The 16,971-nt window shown below is 62.3% G+C and carries 17 protein-coding genes; 2 read left to right on the top strand and 15 right to left on the bottom strand.

Annotation, left to right across the window (positions count from 1 at the left end):
• Positions 1-16 precede the first annotated feature (16 nt).
• The 8 genes from cvpA to pdxB form a co-directional block, all read right to left on the bottom strand.
• Complete coding sequence (gene cvpA, locus GJV78_RS09055) at positions 17-505, bottom strand: colicin V production protein (RefSeq protein WP_155108030.1); 489 nt, start codon at positions 503-505, stop codon at positions 17-19.
• 243 nt (positions 506-748) lie between these two features.
• On the bottom strand, positions 749-1,402 hold the full coding sequence (gene dedD / locus GJV78_RS09050; RefSeq protein ID WP_167519474.1) for a cell division protein DedD: 654 nt from the start codon (positions 1,400-1,402) through the stop codon (positions 749-751).
• Positions 1,392-2,660, bottom strand: coding sequence for a bifunctional tetrahydrofolate synthase/dihydrofolate synthase (gene folC, locus GJV78_RS09045; RefSeq protein WP_155108029.1), 1,269 nt, complete (start codon positions 2,658-2,660; stop codon positions 1,392-1,394). The genes dedD and folC overlap by 11 nt, the downstream gene beginning before the upstream one ends.
• A 192-nt stretch (positions 2,661-2,852) precedes the next feature.
• A complete protein-coding gene (gene accD / locus GJV78_RS09040) occupies positions 2,853-3,767 on the bottom strand; it encodes an acetyl-CoA carboxylase, carboxyltransferase subunit beta (RefSeq protein WP_155108028.1) in 915 nt (304 codons plus the stop codon).
• 149 nt (positions 3,768-3,916) lie between these two features.
• Positions 3,917-4,567, bottom strand: a complete 651-nt coding sequence (locus GJV78_RS09035; protein WP_155108027.1) for a DedA family protein — start codon at positions 4,565-4,567, stop codon at positions 3,917-3,919.
• A gap of 60 nt (positions 4,568-4,627) precedes the next feature.
• Positions 4,628-5,440, bottom strand: a complete 813-nt coding sequence (gene truA, locus GJV78_RS09030) for a tRNA pseudouridine(38-40) synthase TruA (protein ID WP_155108026.1) — start codon at positions 5,438-5,440, stop codon at positions 4,628-4,630.
• The gene (locus GJV78_RS09025; protein ID WP_155108025.1) at positions 5,440-6,453 is read right to left on the bottom strand and encodes an aspartate-semialdehyde dehydrogenase; all 1,014 of its coding nucleotides are present in this window, start codon (positions 6,451-6,453) and stop codon (positions 5,440-5,442) included. The genes truA and GJV78_RS09025 overlap by 1 nt, the downstream gene beginning before the upstream one ends.
• 61 nt (positions 6,454-6,514) lie before the next feature.
• Positions 6,515-7,651, bottom strand: a complete 1,137-nt coding sequence (gene pdxB / locus GJV78_RS09020; RefSeq protein WP_167519473.1) for a 4-phosphoerythronate dehydrogenase PdxB — start codon at positions 7,649-7,651, stop codon at positions 6,515-6,517.
• A 102-nt stretch (positions 7,652-7,753) separates the two neighbouring features.
• On the opposite strand from pdxB, the gene flk reads away from it, so the two are divergent.
• On the top strand, positions 7,754-8,761 hold the full coding sequence (gene flk, locus GJV78_RS09015) for a flagella biosynthesis regulator Flk (RefSeq protein WP_155108115.1): 1,008 nt from the start codon (positions 7,754-7,756) through the stop codon (positions 8,759-8,761).
• Here the strand turns inward: flk and GJV78_RS09010 are convergent.
• The 3 genes from GJV78_RS09010 to fabB form a co-directional block, all read right to left on the bottom strand.
• Positions 8,758-9,936 carry an MFS transporter gene (locus tag GJV78_RS09010; protein ID WP_155108024.1) on the bottom strand — a complete coding sequence of 393 codons (1,179 nt, stop codon included), beginning with the start codon at positions 9,934-9,936 and terminating at the stop codon, positions 8,758-8,760. The two genes, flk and GJV78_RS09010, sit on opposite strands and share 4 nt — an antisense overlap.
• A 282-nt stretch (positions 9,937-10,218) precedes the next feature.
• Positions 10,219-10,866: a CPBP family intramembrane glutamic endopeptidase gene (locus GJV78_RS09005; protein ID WP_155108023.1), complete on the bottom strand. Its 648-nt coding sequence runs from the start codon at positions 10,864-10,866 to the stop codon at positions 10,219-10,221.
• Between the two features lie 207 nt (positions 10,867-11,073).
• Positions 11,074-12,291, bottom strand: coding sequence for a beta-ketoacyl-ACP synthase I (fabB, locus tag GJV78_RS09000; protein ID WP_155108022.1), 1,218 nt, complete (start codon positions 12,289-12,291; stop codon positions 11,074-11,076).
• 158 nt (positions 12,292-12,449) lie between these two features.
• Here fabB and mnmC point away from each other — a divergent pair, with 158 nt between their 5' ends.
• The gene (mnmC, locus tag GJV78_RS08995) at positions 12,450-14,450 is read left to right on the top strand and encodes a bifunctional tRNA (5-methylaminomethyl-2-thiouridine)(34)-methyltransferase MnmD/FAD-dependent 5-carboxymethylaminomethyl-2-thiouridine(34) oxidoreductase MnmC (protein ID WP_330998794.1); all 2,001 of its coding nucleotides are present in this window, start codon (positions 12,450-12,452) and stop codon (positions 14,448-14,450) included.
• A 29-nt stretch (positions 14,451-14,479) separates the two neighbouring features.
• Here mnmC and GJV78_RS08990 read toward each other — a convergent pair whose 3' ends face one another.
• From GJV78_RS08990 to mepA, 4 genes are read right to left on the bottom strand one after another with little or no spacing between them, the layout of a single operon-like run.
• The gene (locus tag GJV78_RS08990; protein WP_155108020.1) at positions 14,480-14,758 is read right to left on the bottom strand and encodes a YfcL family protein; all 279 of its coding nucleotides are present in this window, start codon (positions 14,756-14,758) and stop codon (positions 14,480-14,482) included.
• Positions 14,759-14,788: 30 nt separating this feature from the next.
• Complete coding sequence (locus GJV78_RS08985) at positions 14,789-15,337, bottom strand: elongation factor P hydroxylase (protein WP_155108019.1); 549 nt, start codon at positions 15,335-15,337, stop codon at positions 14,789-14,791.
• Positions 15,337-16,146: a sulfite exporter TauE/SafE family protein gene (locus tag GJV78_RS08980; RefSeq protein ID WP_155108018.1), complete on the bottom strand. Its 810-nt coding sequence runs from the start codon at positions 16,144-16,146 to the stop codon at positions 15,337-15,339. The genes GJV78_RS08985 and GJV78_RS08980 overlap by 1 nt, the downstream gene beginning before the upstream one ends.
• Entirely contained in the window at positions 16,146-16,970 is an 825-nt protein-coding gene (gene mepA, locus GJV78_RS08975; protein WP_155108017.1) for a penicillin-insensitive murein endopeptidase, read from the bottom strand. The genes GJV78_RS08980 and mepA overlap by 1 nt, the downstream gene beginning before the upstream one ends.
• Between the last annotated feature and the right edge of the window lies 1 nt (position 16,971).

Below are 16,971 nucleotides of genomic sequence, written 5' to 3'. Positions count from 1 at the left end.
CCACATCTCAGAGCGGTTACGCTCTGGGCAAGAAACTTGACGAGCTTTGCAGATAGTCAAAAAACCATCTGATGATGAAACTGAATTCAGGTATCAACCGCGACCGGCTCCAGTCGTCGCTTTTCGACAGACCGGTAAAGGTGTCGAGAAAAAACAGAATGGCGGCGACAATCAACACCCCGCGCAGCGCGCCGAAGCAGATGCCCAGCACCCGGTCGGTGCCCGACAGGCCGGTTTTCTCAACCAGCTGGCCTATCACGTAGTTGACGACCGCGCCGACAATCAGCGTGGCAATAAACAGCACCGCGATGGCGATTCCGTTGCGAACCAGTTCCTCTTCAAAGCCCGAAAACCAGACAGACAGGTAAGTGTAGTAGCGGCTGGCGACAAAGAAAGCGCATCCCCACGTTACCAGCGATAATGCTTCACGTACAAAGCCGCGGATCAGGCTAACCAGACAGGAAAAACCAATCACCGCGATAATGGCGTAATCAATCCAGACCATAAGTGTTCCATGATTTTACGCCCTGCCGTCCTGTTCGGGGCGCATTCTAACAGAAAAAGAAAACGTTTGCGTAGGGATTTCCTTCCCGTGCAAAAATAAAAACAGCGCTGAAAAAATCGTCATTGCCAGCGTGCTTTTTGCCCACGAGCCGACGCGCCTCAGAACCCGCTTTCGCTCCCACCGGGCACGCCGGCTGCCCCATCGCTCTGCCGCTCAGGCCGCAGAGCGGCAGGCTTTGCTGGCTTACTGGTTCGGCGTATAGCCCATCACCACGCCGCTCAGGCCGGAGAGCTGCTTAAGCTCGCCCAGCGCCCCCTTCAGCTTCTCTTTAGAGGCGTCAGGCCCGACGAGAATGCGGGTAATTTTACCCTGCACCGGCGTCGTCGGCACAGTATAAACCCGGAAGCCCGCCGCGCGAAGTTTGCCCACGATCTCATTGACCTTATCGGCATTTTTCAACGCGCCCAGCTGCACCACATACGCCCTGCCCGTCGGTGCCGTTTTCTCCCCGGCGGCCGGCTTTTGCACCGGCGGCTGCGGTTTTATCTTCGGCTTATCGACCGGCTTCGGCTCAGGCCGCTCCGCGGGCGCGGGCACCGGCTCCAGAGTAATATTATTGTTGGTCGCCATCCGCGACGGATCGAGGGAGGGAGCCGCCGCGTCGCCCGCACGGATCTCCTCCGCCGCCCCTTCCGGCGGCTGGGTGGGCAGCGCCTGGGTGGCGTCAGGAATCATATCCGGCTCGTCGCGATCCCCCGGCTTTGGCACCAGCGGGATCGCGGCGAACTCATCCTGATAATGTTTTTTCTGCCCGTCGAGCAGCCCCGGCAGCACAATCACCCCAAGCGCGACCAGCACAATCGTGCCGACTAAACGATTCTGAAATTTACTCGCCACCGCCACTCTCCGTTTCTATCGCTGCCATGACCTGCGCAACGGTGTGAAATGAACCACACGCCAGCACGGTATCTTCTGGCTTCGCGTCCGCCATGGCGGCACGCCAGGCCAGCGCTACGCTGCCATAGACACTGCCATTGTCCAGATGTTCCAACAGCTGCTCCGCCGTCGCCCCCCTCGGCCCTTCCAGCGGTGCGCAGTACCAGACGTCAACCGCGCTTTTCAGCCAGGCCAGGGTGCCGGCAATATCTTTATCATGCAGCATACCGACAACCGCCAGCACCCGTCCGGTTTTCGGTAACCTTTTCAGCCGGCCGGTAAGATACTCTGCGGCATGGGGATTGTGGGCGACGTCAAGGATCCGCCGCGGCGAGGTGCCGACGATCTGGAAGCGTCCGGGCAGGGCCGCCCGGGCGATGCCCTCACGGATCGCCCGCTCGCCCACCGCCAGCCCGCTGGCGCGCAGGGCGGCCAGCGCGGTGGCGGCATTCGGCTGCGGCACCTGCGGCAGCGGCAGATCGGCCAGCGTTCCACGGGCGTCGGTAAACGACCAGCCGTCGGCCGACGCCGCATAGCGCCAGTCCACCCCGCAGCGCAGCAGCAGCGCGCCGGTCTCCTGCGCCACGTCGGCGATAGTAGAGGGCATTTCCGGCTCCCCCACCACCGCCGGCTTTTCCGCGCGGAAGATCCCGGCCTTCTCCCGGCCGATACTTTCCCGATCCGGCCCCAGCCAGTCGGTATGATCGAGGGCGATGCTGGTGATAACCGCGACGTTGGTATCCACGAGATTGGTCGCGTCCAGGCGGCCGCCCAGCCCGACCTCCAGAATCACCACGTCAAGCTTCGCCTGCTTAAACAGCCACAGCGCCGACAGGGTGCCATATTCAAAATAGGTGAGCGACGTGTCGCCGCGCGCCGCTTCGATTTCCGCAAACGAGGCGGTGTGCGCCGACTCCGCCAGCTCTGCGCCCTGGATGCGCACGCGCTCGGTGTAGCGTACCAGATGCGGCGAGCTGTAAACGCCGACCCGATAGCCCGCCGCCATAAGCATAGCTTCCAGGGTTCGGCAGGTGGTGCCCTTGCCGTTGGTGCCGGCGACGGTAAAGACGAACGGTGCCGGCTTCAGCACCGCCAGGCGTGCGGCCACCCGGCTGACGCGGTCCAGTCCGAGATCGATGGTTTTAGCGTGCAGCTTTTCCAGATAAGAAAGCCACGAGGCCAGGGGCGACGCGGCTTGAGGAGTGCGTTTGTTATCCATGATGCCCGTAAATTCGTTACGTTATGAAAAGCAAAAGGCAGCGCCAGCTGGCCCTGCCCTTTTGTACTCGTCGTCTTTCAGGCTGCAGGCTTGTTGGCTGCTCTCGTTCACCCGAATCACTTGCCTGTGCAAGCTCATCGGGATGAACTCTCTTGCCGCCGACCTGCAACCCGAAATCCATAGAGTAAATTATCAGGCCTCGGGTTCCCGATCGGGTTCAGGAGGCACCACCACGCTTTCACCCGGCGCGTCCGGGTTCGGCGCAGGCAGGTTCATCAGCTTCGCCAGAATGCTTGCCAGCTTCAGGCGCATTTCCGGGCGGCGGACGATCATATCGATCGCGCCTTTTTCAATCAGGAACTCGCTGCGCTGGAAGCCCGGCGGCAGTTTCTCCCGCACGGTTTGTTCAATAACGCGCGGCCCGGCAAAGCCGATCAGCGCCTTCGGTTCGGCGATGTTGAGATCGCCCAGCATCGCAAAGCTGGCGGAGACGCCGCCCATGGTCGGATCGGTGAGCACGGAAATATAGGGCAGACCGCGCTCCTGCATTTTCGCCAGCGCCGCAGAGGTTTTGGCCATCTGCATCAGCGACATCAGCGCTTCCTGCATACGTGCGCCGCCGGAGGCGGAGAAGCAGATCAGCGGACAGTTGTCCTCCAGCGCCTGTTCTACCGCGCGAACAAAGCGGGCACCGACCACCGATCCCATCGAGCCGCCCATAAAGGCGAACTCAAAGGCCGCCGCCACCACCGGCATACCGTGCAGGGTTCCCTTCATGACCACCAGCGCGTCTTTCTCGCCGGTCTCTTTTTGGGCCGAGGCCAGCCTGTCCTTATACTTTTTGGAGTCGCGGAACTTCAGCACGTCCTTCGGCTCCAGCTCGCTGCCCAGCTCTACCAGAGAACCTTCGTCCAGCAGGCTGTGCAGACGATTGCGCGCCGACATGCGCATGTGATGATCGCACTTCGGGCAGACCTCAAGATTACGTTCCAGCTCGGCGCGGTACAGAACCTGGCCGCAGCTGTCACATTTGGTCCACACCCCTTCAGGAATGCTTGCCTTACGGGTGGGGGTGATGTTGCTCTTAATTCGTTCAATCCAGCTCATTGATGACCTTTCTGTCTGAATCTTAGTCAGCTTTTTAGTAAGGGGCGCATAATGCCATTTTTGCCCGCCGCAGACCATAAATGTTGCACATTAAAACATAACAGCCCGAAACTTTGGATAAAAAAATGGTCGAATCGCGCGGTCTGCGGCTATTTTTTCGCCCGCGCCGCCGCGCGTTTATGGCGAATAATCTCCACGACCCCCGGCAGCACCGAAACCACGATGATCGCGACAATCAGCAGCTTAAGGTTATTCTGTACCACCGGCATGTTGCCAAAGAGGTAGCCGGCGTAGGTAAAGAGCAGCACCCACAGCAGCGCTCCGATCACGTTATAGGCCGCAAACTGGCGATACGACATCTTGCCCATGCCCGCCACGAACGGCGCGAAGGTGCGGACGATGGGCACAAAGCGGGCGAGAATAATGGTTTTACCGCCGTGTTTCTCGTAAAACTGATGCGTTTTATCAAGATAGCTGCGGCGGAAAATCTTCGACTCCGGGTTGCGGAACAGCTTCTCGCCAAACAGCCGGCCGATCGTATAGTTCACCGCGTCACCAAGGATGGCGGCGACCAGCATCAGCAGCACCATAAGATGCACGTTGAGATCGTTAGTCGCCAGCGCGCCCGCGACGAACAACAGCGAATCCCCCGGCAGGAACGGCGTCACCACCAGGCCGGTTTCGCAGAACAGGATCAGAAACAGAATGGCGTAAATCCAGACGCCGTACTCTGCGACCAGCTTCGGCAGATGCACATCAATGTGCAGGATAAAATCAATAAAGAAGTAAATGACGTCCATTTTGCTTATACCTTTTTATGGGTCAGGGCGGGCCCGGCGACCGGGTCCCGCAGAATACGCTTAATCTGCCAAAAACAGCGGGCCTGGCGGCGTTACAGGAAGACCGAACCGCTCCGGGTAGTCCACCGCCACCAGATACAGCCCCTCCGCCCTCGCCGTGGCCGCCGCGAGCCGTCTGTCTTTCGCCGCCAGAAGTTCCGCCATCCAGCTTTCCGGCCGGTTGTTGGCCCCCACTTCCATCAGGCTACCGACAATATTCCTGACCATATGATGCACGAAAGCATTCGCTTTAATATCCACCACCACATAGGCTCCGTGACGGCTCACGTTGATATGCATCACGTTGCGCCAGGGGGTGCGCGACTGGCACTGTACCGCCCGGAACGAGGTAAAATCATTTTCGCCCAGCAGACACTGGGCCGCCCGATGCATACGCTCCGCGTCCAGCGGCGAGTAGTAATGGGTCACGCCCCCGTTCAGCACCGCCGGCCGCAGTCGATGATTGTAGATGATATAGCGATAACGGCGCGCCGTTGCGCTAAACCTGGCGTGAAAATCATCCGCCACCGTTTTGACCCAGCGCACCGCTATATCAGCGGGTAAATTGGCATTGACGCCCAGCGTCCAGGCCGCGTCCTTACGCCGGGCGGTGGTTTCAAAATGCACCACCTGCCCCGTACCGTGGACCCCCGCGTCGGTTCGCCCGGCGCAGAAAACGTTAACCGGCTCGTTGGCAACCTGCGTGAGCGCCTTTTCCAGCTTCTCCTGCACGCTGCGCACTTCGTTCTGGCGCTGCCAGCCGTAATAGCGGCTGCCGTCATACTCTACGCCCAGCGCAATTTTAACGCGCGGCGCTTCCTGCTGTTCAGACATCAGTACAGATACTCCTGCACCAGCTTCTCGGCGATTTTCACCGCCATCAGCGCGCCGCCGAAGCGAACGTTGTCCGCCACCGACCAGAACTGCACCTGCTCCGGAACGCCGTAATCGTTGCGCACGCAGCCCACGGAGAGACGGGCGTTGCCGGAGGCGTCGCCCACCTGAGTCGGAAATTCACTCTCTTCAGAAAGTGCGATATCTTCGCCGAGGGCGAAGGCGTCACGCGCCTCTTCCGCCGCCAGCGGGCGCATCGCCTCAAAGGCGACCATCTGCGCATGACCGTAGAACACCGGCGAACGCACAACGCTTGCGGAGATCGCCAGCCCTTCATCCTGCATGATTTTACGCACTTCATCGACAATACGCCGCTCTTCGCGCACGCTGCCTTCGCGATCCGGCAGCAGCGGCAGCATATTGAACGCCAGCTGGCGGCCGAAGAAATCCGCTTCATCAATCGGGATGCCGTTGAGCAGCTTCGCGCTCTGACCGGCCAGCGCGTCTACCGCTTTTTTACCCTGAGCGGAGGCCGAAAGAAGGCTGGTAACCGTAATGCGCGACAGGCCGCCGCGCTCGACCAGCGGCTTCAGCGCCACCAGCAGCTGGCTGGTCAGGCTGTCGGGCACCGCGATCAGGTTGCGGTTGCGGTAATCCGCCAGCACGAAGGGGTTGACCTCCGGCACCACCAGCGGCACGTCCGGGTCGAGGGCGAACAGGCCGCTGGCGTCAATGACCAGGCAGCCTGCCCCGGTCGCCTCATCGGCCCAGGCCGCCGTCGCCCCGGCACCGGCAACAAAAAAGGCCAGCTGCGCCTGGGTCCAGTCAAATTCGGCGGCGTCCTGTACGATCAGCGACTTACCACCAAAGCGCAGATATTCGCCCGCGCTTTCGCTACGCGCCAGCGCATAAATTTCCCCAACCGGAAACTGGCGTTCAGCCAGCGTTTCGAGCAGGGCTTCGCCTACGGCACCGGTGGCACCCAGGACGGCAATATTCCAGCCTTCAGACATGGTGGTTTACTCCAGAAAAGCACAGGCTCCCCGCCGCGGGCAGGGAGCGATAAAAAGAATGTTAACGCGCCGGATGATGAACGGCGTTGAAACCAAGCTTAAGCAGCAGCGCGGCGGCGGCGGCGTCATCGCACATGACGTACAGTGAAGACCACTCGCGCCGCTCCGGGTAGTTTTTGCGCAGAGCGTCGAACTCGCCGGGAACGGCGGCCACCCTGCGCAGCGGCGCGTCGTCGCGGCGCACATCATACACTAAATGCGCCAGCCTTTTCAGCGTCGGCTGATCCAGCGGCCCGTGCAGGGTAATACGGCCAAATTCGGGCGCGGGCAGCAGGGTGTCCAGCGCCACGCGCTGTTCACGGCCGAGGAAGGCGCTGTATGCCTCAAAAACCTGCGTCGTACCGCGCGCCTTGCCTTCGAGGCTATAGCCAGCGATGTGCGGGGTGCCGATATCAACCCTCTCCAGCAGCGCAACGTCAAGGCCTGGCTCCCCCTCCCAGACATCCAGCACCACGCTCAGCGCCTGGCCGGCGTTCAGGCGCGCCAGCAGCGCCTGGTTATCGACCACCGGGCCGCGGCTGGCGTTGATTAAAATCGCGCCCGGCTTCAGGCGGCGGATCAGCGCCTCGTCCGCCAGATGCAGGGTTTTATACGGGCCGTCCTTGAACAGCGGCGTATGGAAGGTAAGGATATCCGCCTCCCGGACCAGCGCCTCCAGCGGACGAAAATCGCCCTCCTCCCCGCGCGCGGCACGCGGCGGATCGCACAGCAGCGTGCGGATGCCGAGCGCCTCCAGCCGCGCCTGCAAGCGGCCGCCAACGTTGCCGACGCCGACGATGCCCACCGTCCGCTCCCTTAGCGCAAAGCCGTCGCGCTCGGCCAGCATCAGCAGCGCGGAAAGAACATATTCCACCACCGCGATGGCGTTACAGCCCGGCGCTGCGGAGAAGCCGATCCCCGCCTGCCGGAGCCAGCCGTCGTCTACATGGTCGGTGCCGGCGGTGGCGGTGCCCACGAACTTCACCGCTTTGCCGTCGAGCAGCGAGGCGTTTACTTTGGTGACCGAACGCACCATTAAGGCGTCCGCATCGTCCAGTTCGGCGACGGGGATCGGGCGGCCGGAAACCGCCTTCACCTCGCCCAGACGGCTGAACAATTCGCGGGCGTAAGGCATATTTTCATCAACGAGGATTTTCACGTCTGTCGTACCTGTTTAAGAACGAGAGTTAGCCGGACAAGTGTGCCATAATCTGGCCGCCAGGCATACTTGCCCGGATTTATGGTTTAAGGATACGTGATGATGCAACCCCTCTCCGGCCCTCCCGCACGTCCTCCCGGCGAAGGGCTGAACGCGCCTCCTGCCGCCGGCGAACTGCCGCTGTCCACCCGGCAGCGCACCGTGCTGGAACAGCTTATCACCCAGCTCTGCTCGCTGACCCGTCAGCAGGGGGCCGAGGTGTGGGCCGGAATCAAGCACGATCTTGGCGTCAAGAGCGGCTCCCCGCTGCTGTCGCGCCACTTTCCCGCCGCCGAACAGAACCTGAACCAGCGCCTGGAGGCGGCGACGCAGAATCACGCCACCCGGCAGGTGCTGGCGCAGCTCACCGGGCTGTTGAACCAGGGCAACAACCGCCAGGCGGTCAGCGATTTTATTCGCCAGCAGTTCGGCCAGACGGCCCTGAGCCAGCTGACGCCGGAGCAGCTGAAAACCGTGCTAACTATGCTGCGCCAGGGCGAGCTGTCGATCCCGCAGCCCCAGCAGCGCCCGGCCACCGACCGCCCCTTATTGCCGGCCGAACATAGCACGCTCAACCAGATGGTGACCCGGCTGGCCGCCGCCACCGGCGAATCCGGCAAGCAGATCTGGCAGTCGATGCTGGAGCTGTCCGGGGTAAAGCGCGGCGATCTTATTCCGGCGAAGCAGTTTCCCCATCTGACGACCTGGCTTACGGCGCGACAGACCCTGAGCCAGCAGAGCGCCCCCACCCTGCACTCGCTGCAGGCCGCGCTGAAGCAGCCGCTGGAGCCGGAGGAGCAACGTTCGTTAACGGAGTATGCCCGCCAGGCCTGGCAGGTTCAGCCGCAAAGCGTGCTGACCGCAGCCCAGGTGCAGGATCTGCTGAATCAGATCGTGCTGCGCCGGGTGGAGCGGGAGCGGGATCGTGAACTTAACGATCCGCGCTACGTCCAGCCCATTTTCAGCCCCTTCGCGCCGGTGCTCGATCTGCTGCGCCCGGCGACCGGGCGGCCCGGCCTGCTGTTTATCGCGCTGTTCGTCATCCTGCTGCTTTTCTGGCTGCTGGTCTAAGGGCGGCGGAAGGCGAGCAGCGTAACCACGATCCCCACCGCGGCGGAGATGGCCCCGGCAAGGAACACCGACGGATAGCCGCAGGAGGTGGCCAGCAGCCCGGCCAGCGGGCCGGTGACGCCGTAGGAGATATCCTGAAACGCGGCGTAGCCGCCCAGCGCGGTTCCCCGCACCTGGGAGGGAACGCGCTTCACCACCTCAACGCCCAGCGCCGGGAAGATCAGCGAGCAGCCTGCCCCGGTCAGCGCCGCCCCCAGCAGCGCCATCCACGCCGAAGGGGCCTGCCACAGCAGCAGCAGCCCGGCCGTTTCCACCAGCAGCGAGGCGACGGCCACCTTCACGCCGCCGAAGCGGTCCGGCATCCAGCCAAACAGCACGCGCATCAGAACAAATGCCCCACCGAACGCCGTCAGGGTAAAGCCCGCCATCGCCCAGCCCCGGCTGACGAAATAGAGGGAGACAAAGGTGCCGATAGTCGCAAAACCGACCCCCTGCAGCGCCAGCCCAACCCCCGGCTTCCAGATAAGCCCTACTACGCTCCACAGCGACGGACGTTCGCCCGCATGGGCCGGAACCTTGCGCACCGTGCCGTTGAACGCCCACGCCAGCAGCGGCAGCGCCACGGTGGTTCCCGCCAGCGCGGCGAAGCCGAAGCGGCTGTGGATCAGCAGACCGAGCGGGGCACCGACCGCCAGCGCGCCGTAGATCGCCATACCGTTCCACGACATCACCTTCCCGGATTGCCGTGGCCCCACCAGCCCCATTCCCCACGTCAGGGTGCCGGTCAGCAGCTGGCTCTCGCCAAAGCCGAGGATCAGCCGGCCGACCACCAGCAGGCCGAACTTAACCGGAACGGAAACCGGCAGCAGCGCCGCCAGCAGCCACGCCGCTCCCGCCAGCGCGCAGGCAAACATCCCCTGCAGCGCGGAGCGTTTGGCACCATACTGATCCGCCAGCCGTCCGGCATAGCCGCGCGTTAAGACCGTCGCCAGAAACTGAATGCCCACCGCAATGCCGACCATGGTGTTGCCATAGCCCAGCTCGTGCCTGACGAACAGCGGGATCGCCGGCAGCGGCAGGCCGACCGTCATATAGGTCAGGAAGACGGCGAAGGCGATGCGAAATAGCTGAACATTCGCGGCGGGCGCGTCATTTTTTTGGGTTACTGCTGTCATACGTTATTCCAGATTGCTAACGTTACGCTGCGCCCCGACGCATAATGGCCGCTTACGGTTGGTCGGGGAAGATTGTCAGGCCTGCGCGACTTACCCGCTCAGGCTTCACGTTTTGAAAAACCGCAACGCTGCGGGAGAGAGGCCGTCAGGCCGAATGATGCGATGGACGAGCGACACGTCCGGCAGCCCCAGGCCGCCTTAACCTGATTGGGTATAATATCGGCGGTGGAGTTTGCCAGCGCGGGCAACGGGGTGTCAATGGGATTTATCCGGCCGCCGCGTTTACTGGCTCAGCAGGGCCAGCACGACCCAGCCGTTATTCAGCATATGCAGCGCGATAGGGGCGATAAGGCTGCGGGTATGCATTCTGACAACACACAGTATCGCTGAAAAAACAAACAGAAAAACCAGCGTTATTGCGGACTGATACTGCATATGAACAACCGCAAACAGCAGCGAGGTCGTCACAATACCGACGCTCTTTGCCCCCCCGCCCCAGCCGATGCTGCTGTTCAGCACAAAGCCGCGAAAAATAATCTCTTCACCAATGGGTGCCGCCAGGCACAGCGTGAGGATCGTCAGCACGTTCACCCCGACGCTTTTTCTGAACAGTTCGTTCATCCAGGTTTCAGGCCGGGCAAAGTGTCCGTGGATCAGCATCAATACGAACAGCGCCAGCGCGGGAAGCAGCAGGTCGCGCAGAGAAAAGCGCCCCAGCGGCAGGTAGGCCCAGCGCCGGGAGTAGCTGCGCCAGCAAAACAGCGCGTACGGCAGCAGAATGCCCATATGCAAAAACGCCATCGCCAGCCCAAGTTGATATAGGGTGGCAAAGCCCGGCAGCAGCCCGCTCAGAAACAGGCAGCAGAACCAGCCGACGAACACCGCGACGCAGAAGCTGCTGTGCGTCAGACGTTTTGATACGCTATCCATTATTTATACATCCCTGTTATTCACTCTTCCTGAATGGCAAAAGAACCGGCCGCCGTCAGGGGACCCGTTCTTCGTCAGTATCCGTGCATGTTAGCTGAGCGTTGGCTTTGGTTGCTTGTCTCATCCGTGAGACTCGCCCGAAATGCCCAGGTTCCGGGAGGCGTCGGGGCATTCCACGGCCAGCGCGCGGCCTGAAGCAAATTCCGCTTACGCTTTCAGCTTGCGCATAACCAGCGTGGCGTTAGTCCCGCCAAAGCCGAAGCTGTTGGACATCACGGTGTGCAGCTCGCGTTCGATGGTTTCGGTCACGATGTTCAGACCCGCCGCCTGCTCGTCCATCTCTTCGATGTTGATGCTTGGGGCAATAAAGCCGTGCTCCAGCATCAGCAGGGAATAGATGGCTTCCTGTACGCCCGCCGCCCCCAGAGAGTGGCCGGTCATCGCTTTGGTCGCGGAAATGGCCGGGCTGCGATCGCCGAACACTTCGCGGATTGCCCCCAGCTCCTTCACGTCGCCAACCGGCGTGGAGGTGCCGTGAGAGTTGAGGTAGTCGATTGGGGTGTCAACGTCCTGCATCGCCATCCGCATACAGCGCACCGCGCCTTCGCCGGATGGGGCAACCATGTCGGCCCCGTCAGAGGTCGCGCCATAGCCCACGATTTCCGCATAGATATGCGCCCCGCGCGCCAGCGCGTGCTCCAGCTCTTCCACCACGACCATACCGCCGCCGCCGGCGATAACAAAGCCGTCGCGTTTGGTGTCATAGGTGCGGGAAGCTTTCTCCGGCGTGTCGTTGTATTTGGTGGAGAGCGCGCCCATGGCGTCGAACTCGCACGCCATCTCCCAGCAAAGCTCTTCGCCGCCGCCGGCAAACACGATATCCTGTTTGCCCAGCTGGATCTGCTCTACCGCGTTGCCGATGCAGTGCGCGGAGGTGGCGCAGGCGGAGCTGATGGAGTAGTTAACCCCGTGAATTTTAAACGGCGTGGCGAGGCAGGCGGAAACCGCAGACGCCATCGCCTTGGTCACCACATAGGGACCCACCGCCTTCAGGCCGCGCGGGCTGCGCATCGCGTCGGCACCGAAAACCTGATATTTAGAAGACCCGCCGGAACCGGCGATCAGGCCGACGCGAGGATTATTCTGATATTGCTCATCTTTCAGTCCGGAATCTTCAACGGCCTGCTGCATGGCAAGCCAGGAATAGATAGAGGCATCGTTCATGAAACGGACCACTTTACGGTCGATCAGACCGGTGGTATCCAGTTTGACATTCCCCCATACGTGGCTACGCATACCAGAATCTTTAAACTCTTCAGAGAAAGTGATCCCTGAACGCCCTTCACGCAGAGATGCCAGGACTTCCTGCTGGTTATTACCGATGCTGGAAACAATGCCCAGGCCAGTAATCACTGCACGTTTCATTCAATACCTCTGTAAGTCGCACTATAGTAAGTTTCGAGTCGCACAATAGCGTACACTTGTACGCTGAACAAGTCCGATCAGCCAAAATCTGCGGAAATTTGCGCCCGGGGAGCCACAGCATTAAGATCGGTGCACTGCCTGCCGGACGAGTAACTTACGTGAAATATAACGCGATACACCCCGCCAACCTCGAATTTAACGCTGAGGGTACACCTGTTTCCCGAGATTTTGATGACGTCTATTTTTCTAATGATAATGGACTTGAAGAGACCCGCTATGTTTTTCTCGGCGGCAACCGTCTTGTGGAACGCTTTGCAGAACATCCCCGGCCGCAGCTGGTGGTGGCAGAGAGCGGCTTCGGCACCGGGCTGAACTTTCTGACGCTCTGGCAGGCCTTTGCCCGCTTTCATCAGGCGACCCCGCGGGCAACCCTGCGGCGGCTCCATTTCATCAGCTTTGAAAAATTTCCGCTGACCCTGGCGGATCTGCGTGAGGCGCACCGGCGCTGGCCGGAGCTGGCTCCCTGGGCGGAGCAGCTGCACGCCCGGTGGCCGCAGCCCCTGGCCGGCTGCCACCGGCTGCTGCTCGACGACGGGCGGGTCACGCTGGACCTGTGGTTTGGCGATATCAACGCGCTGACCGAAAAACTGGACGACTCCCTGAACCGGCAGGTCGACGCCTGGTTTCTCGACGGCTTCGCCCCGGCAAAAAATCCCGATATGTGGACCCCATCCCTGTTTAACGCGATGGCCCGGCTGGCCCGCCCCGACGGCACGCTGGCAACCTTCACCTCCGCAGGCTTTGTGCGCCGGGGACTGCAGGAGGCGGGGTTCACGATGCGCAAGCACAAAGGCTTTGGCCGCAAGCGTGAGATGCTCTGCGGCACGATGTCGGCGGCCGCCCCCATCGCCTCCGCCGCCCCCTGGTTCGCCCGCGTCGGCAGCAGCCGGCGCGAAGCGGCGCTCATCGGCGGCGGTATCGCCAGCGCCCTGCTGGCGCTGGCGCTGCTGCGCCGCGGCTGGCAGGTTACCCTCTACTGCGCCGACGGGCAGCCCGCCCAGGGCGCTTCCGGCAACCGTCAGGGGGCGCTGTACCCGCTGCTGAGCGCGCACGATCCGGCGCTGGCGGCCTTTTTTCCGGCGGCCTTTACCTTCGCCCGCCGCCTGTATGATTCGCTGCCCGTTGAGTTTGACCACCGGTGGTGCGGCGTCACCCAGCTCGGCTGGGACGAAAAGAGCCAGCAGAAAATTGACCAGATGTTATCGCTGGCGCTGCCGGAGGCGCTTGCCAGGGCGGTCACCGCCCGGGACGTCGCCGCCACGGCGGGCGTCGACACCGGCTGCGGCGGCATTCAGTATCCGACCGGCGGCTGGCTCTCCCCGGCGCAGCTGACCGCCGCCGCGCTAGCCCTGGCGCAGCGGCAGGGCCTGGTCATTCACTGGAATAAACGGCTGGTGCAGCTCAACAGGCACCCGGACCGGTGGCAGCTGCGCTTTAGCGATGGCGAAACCGCCCCCGCCGCCAGCGTGGTTCTGGCGACCGGGCATAACCTCAATCAGCTGGCGCAGACGGCGCAGCTGCCGGTATACGCCGTCGGCGGCCAGGTGAGCCATATTCCCGGCGGCGAGGCCCTCTCGCAGCTTCGTCAGGTGCTCTGCTATGACGGCTACCTGACGCCGCAGAATCCGGCCACCCGCAGCCACTGTATCGGAGCGAGCTATCATCGCGGCGTGCGCGAGATGGCCTTCAGCGAGGAGGATCAGCAGCGCAACCGCCAGCGTCTGATTGACTGCTTCCCGGACGCCGTCTGGGCGCAGGAGGTGGACGTCAGCGCCAATGACGCGCGGGTGGGCGTTCGCTGCGCCACCCGCGACCATCTGCCAATGGTGGGAGGCGTGCCGGACTACGAGGCCACGCTGGCGCAGTACGCCGATCTGGCCCACTCGACGGCGAAGGCGGCAGGCGCGCCGGTCCACCCCGATCTCTATATGCTGGGCGCGCTAGGCTCGCGCGGGCTGTGCTCCGCGCCGCTGTGCGCCGAGATCCTCGCCGCGCAGATGAGCGGCGAACCCATCCCGCTGGACGCCGACACGCTGGCGGCGCTGCATCCGAATCGTCTGTGGGTGCGCAAGCTGCTCAAGGGAAAGGCGGTGAAGTGATGCCGGGCGTCGGCGCGCCCGGCCTGCGGTCAGGGCTGGTTTGCCTTCTGGAACAGAGCGTCCCACATTTCCCGGACCAGCGCCCGATCGCGCGGAGAGAGTTCGCCCGCCTCAATCGCTTTTTCCAGGCTGTGGATAACGCTGGCGTAAACCGCCTGCGCAGAGTGGTCGTCCCCGCTTTCCAGCCCGGCCACGGCTAACGTCAGGTGCCCACGCAAATAGCCGCTGGCAAACAGCTCGTCATCGCTTGCGTGCTCTACCATATCGTCAATCAGTGCCAGAATGCGTGTTTCAAACTCTGCGATCATCTTTTTTCCTCATAAGAACGTGGCGTCGGCTCAGACGAGCGCTTCCGGCCACGGAAACTGTTCCGCCCTCAGCTCAGGCGTGTGATAGTAATCCTGCAGGGCGCGGATAAAGCGCGCCGGGCGCTCCGGAATGCCCTTTTCCAGATAGATCATGACCTGCGCATGTACCCGACGCTGGAAGGCCACGCGATCCGGCTCAAAGTCGCCGTCGAGGTTGTCGCAGCTGACGTTAAACGGATAGCCCGCCGCCACGCAAAACAGCCAGTCCAGCGCCTGCGGCTTCACTTCGACATCTTCAAATTTGCTCTGGGTCCGGGCGTCGCGGCCGTCCGGGCAGTACCAGTAGCCAAAGTCAACCAGCTCGCGGCGCGCTTTCCCGGCGATACACCAGTGGGAAATCTCGTGCAGGGCGCTGGCGTAGTAGCCGTGCGCAAAGACGATCCGGTGGTAGGGCACTTCGCTGTCGGCGGGAAGATAGATCGGCTCGTCGTCCCCCTTGACCAGACGGGTGGAAAACTCATCGGCAAAGCAGCGGTTAAAAATAGTAATCAGCTGTTCATAATGGTGCGTATCGTTCATTAGCTCATCCCCAGCCAGTGGAGGATCTCCTGTCCATGGTTATCATAAAGTAACTTAGCGCTCATCACCGCCGAAACGATGACGATCAGCGGTCGGATCAGCGTCTGTCCCTTACTCAGCACCAGCCGTGAGCCTATGCGCGCCCCGAGGAACTGGCCCACCAGCATCACCAGGCCGGTGGCCCAGACCACCTTGCCGCCGAGCATAAACAGCAGCAGGCCGCCGATATTTGAGGTGGCGTTCAGCACCTTGGCGTGAGCGGTGGATTTCGCCAGATTGAAGCCGCACAGGGTCACAAACGTCAGCGCGTAGAACGAACCGGCCGCCGGGCCAAAAAAGCCGTCGTAGAAGCCGACGCAGCCGCCCGCCACCAGCGCAAAGGGCAGGCCGTAGAGGCGGCGCTGACGATCCTCTTCCCCCAGCTTTGGCATCAGCAGAAAGTACAGGCCGATGCAGATAACCAGGATGGGCAGGATCTGACGCAACATTTCCGACCGCACATACTGCACCAGCAGCGCGCCGCTCATTGAGCCGATAAAAGTCATCGCGATATTCAGCTTCTGCTCGCTGAGGTTAACTACCTTACGCCGGATAAAATAGACGGAAGCGGAAATCGATCCCCCGCAGGCCTGCAGCTTATTGGTGGCCAGCGCGTGGGCCGGGGACATGCCTGCGGCCATCAGGGCGGGAATGGTCAACAGCCCGCCGCCGCCGGCCAGTGAGTCAATAAAACCGGCCAGCAGCGCCACAAAAAAGAGGATGCCCAGCAGCAGCGGGGAGACCATAAACAGATCGAGAAAACTGTCCATCAGAGTACATGCTCATCCAGCAGCGCCTGGCAGGAAGGCGGCAGCGGCGGCGGCGTCTTCTTCACGGGCGGCGTTGCTCCGGGTTTTGCCGGGGCAAACCAGCTCTGCAGCTCCGCGCCGCAGCCGTCGCCCGGCGGCGGCGCGGGCTGATCGATACACTCCAGACTGTCGTCCGGGCAGCGCAGCCGCACGTGCATATGCGCGCGATGCTGGAACCAGGGCCGCACCTTGCGCAGCCAGTCGCGGTCGGTTCCGGCATCCAGGCAGAGCCGCTGCTTAATGGCCGGGTTAACAAAAATGCGCGTAACCTCATTATCCTGGGCCGCCAGCTTAATCAGGCTGGCGATCTCCGGCGTCCACAGGGTGGAGGTCACACGTTTACCGTCCCGGGAGACCAGGTCCAGCGCCTGAGGGCGCAGCAGCTGCGCCGGGGTCCAGCGCGTTTTCGGCAGCTGCAGGAAAATATCGACGTCCAGCCCGGTCTGATGGCTGGCGTGGCCGCCGTTGAAGCGGCCGCCTGCGGGCATTCCCATATCGCCGACCAGCAGCGTCCCCAGATCCTCATCGCTCACCCTGGCGCTAAGGCGCTGGATAAACCGCACCAGGTCCGGATGGCCAAAGTAGCGGTTCCGATCGGTACGCATCACCTGATAGCTGTCTGACTCTACGGGCAGCGTGGCGGCACCGACGATGCAGCCGTTGGAAAAACTGCCGATCGACCGGGGGCTGCCCGGCACCGGCTGGGTGATTTTCTGCCACGGCGTCGCCGCCTGGCCTGTGCCGCAGGCAAGCAGGGCCAGCAGCGCAATTACGATTTTTTTCATT

It is taken from the genome of Intestinirhabdus alba (genome assembly GCF_009711095.1).
In the GTDB taxonomy this organism is placed as follows: domain Bacteria; phylum Pseudomonadota; class Gammaproteobacteria; order Enterobacterales; family Enterobacteriaceae; genus Intestinirhabdus; species Intestinirhabdus alba.
This window is presented reverse-complemented; position numbering and strand designations above follow the sequence as displayed.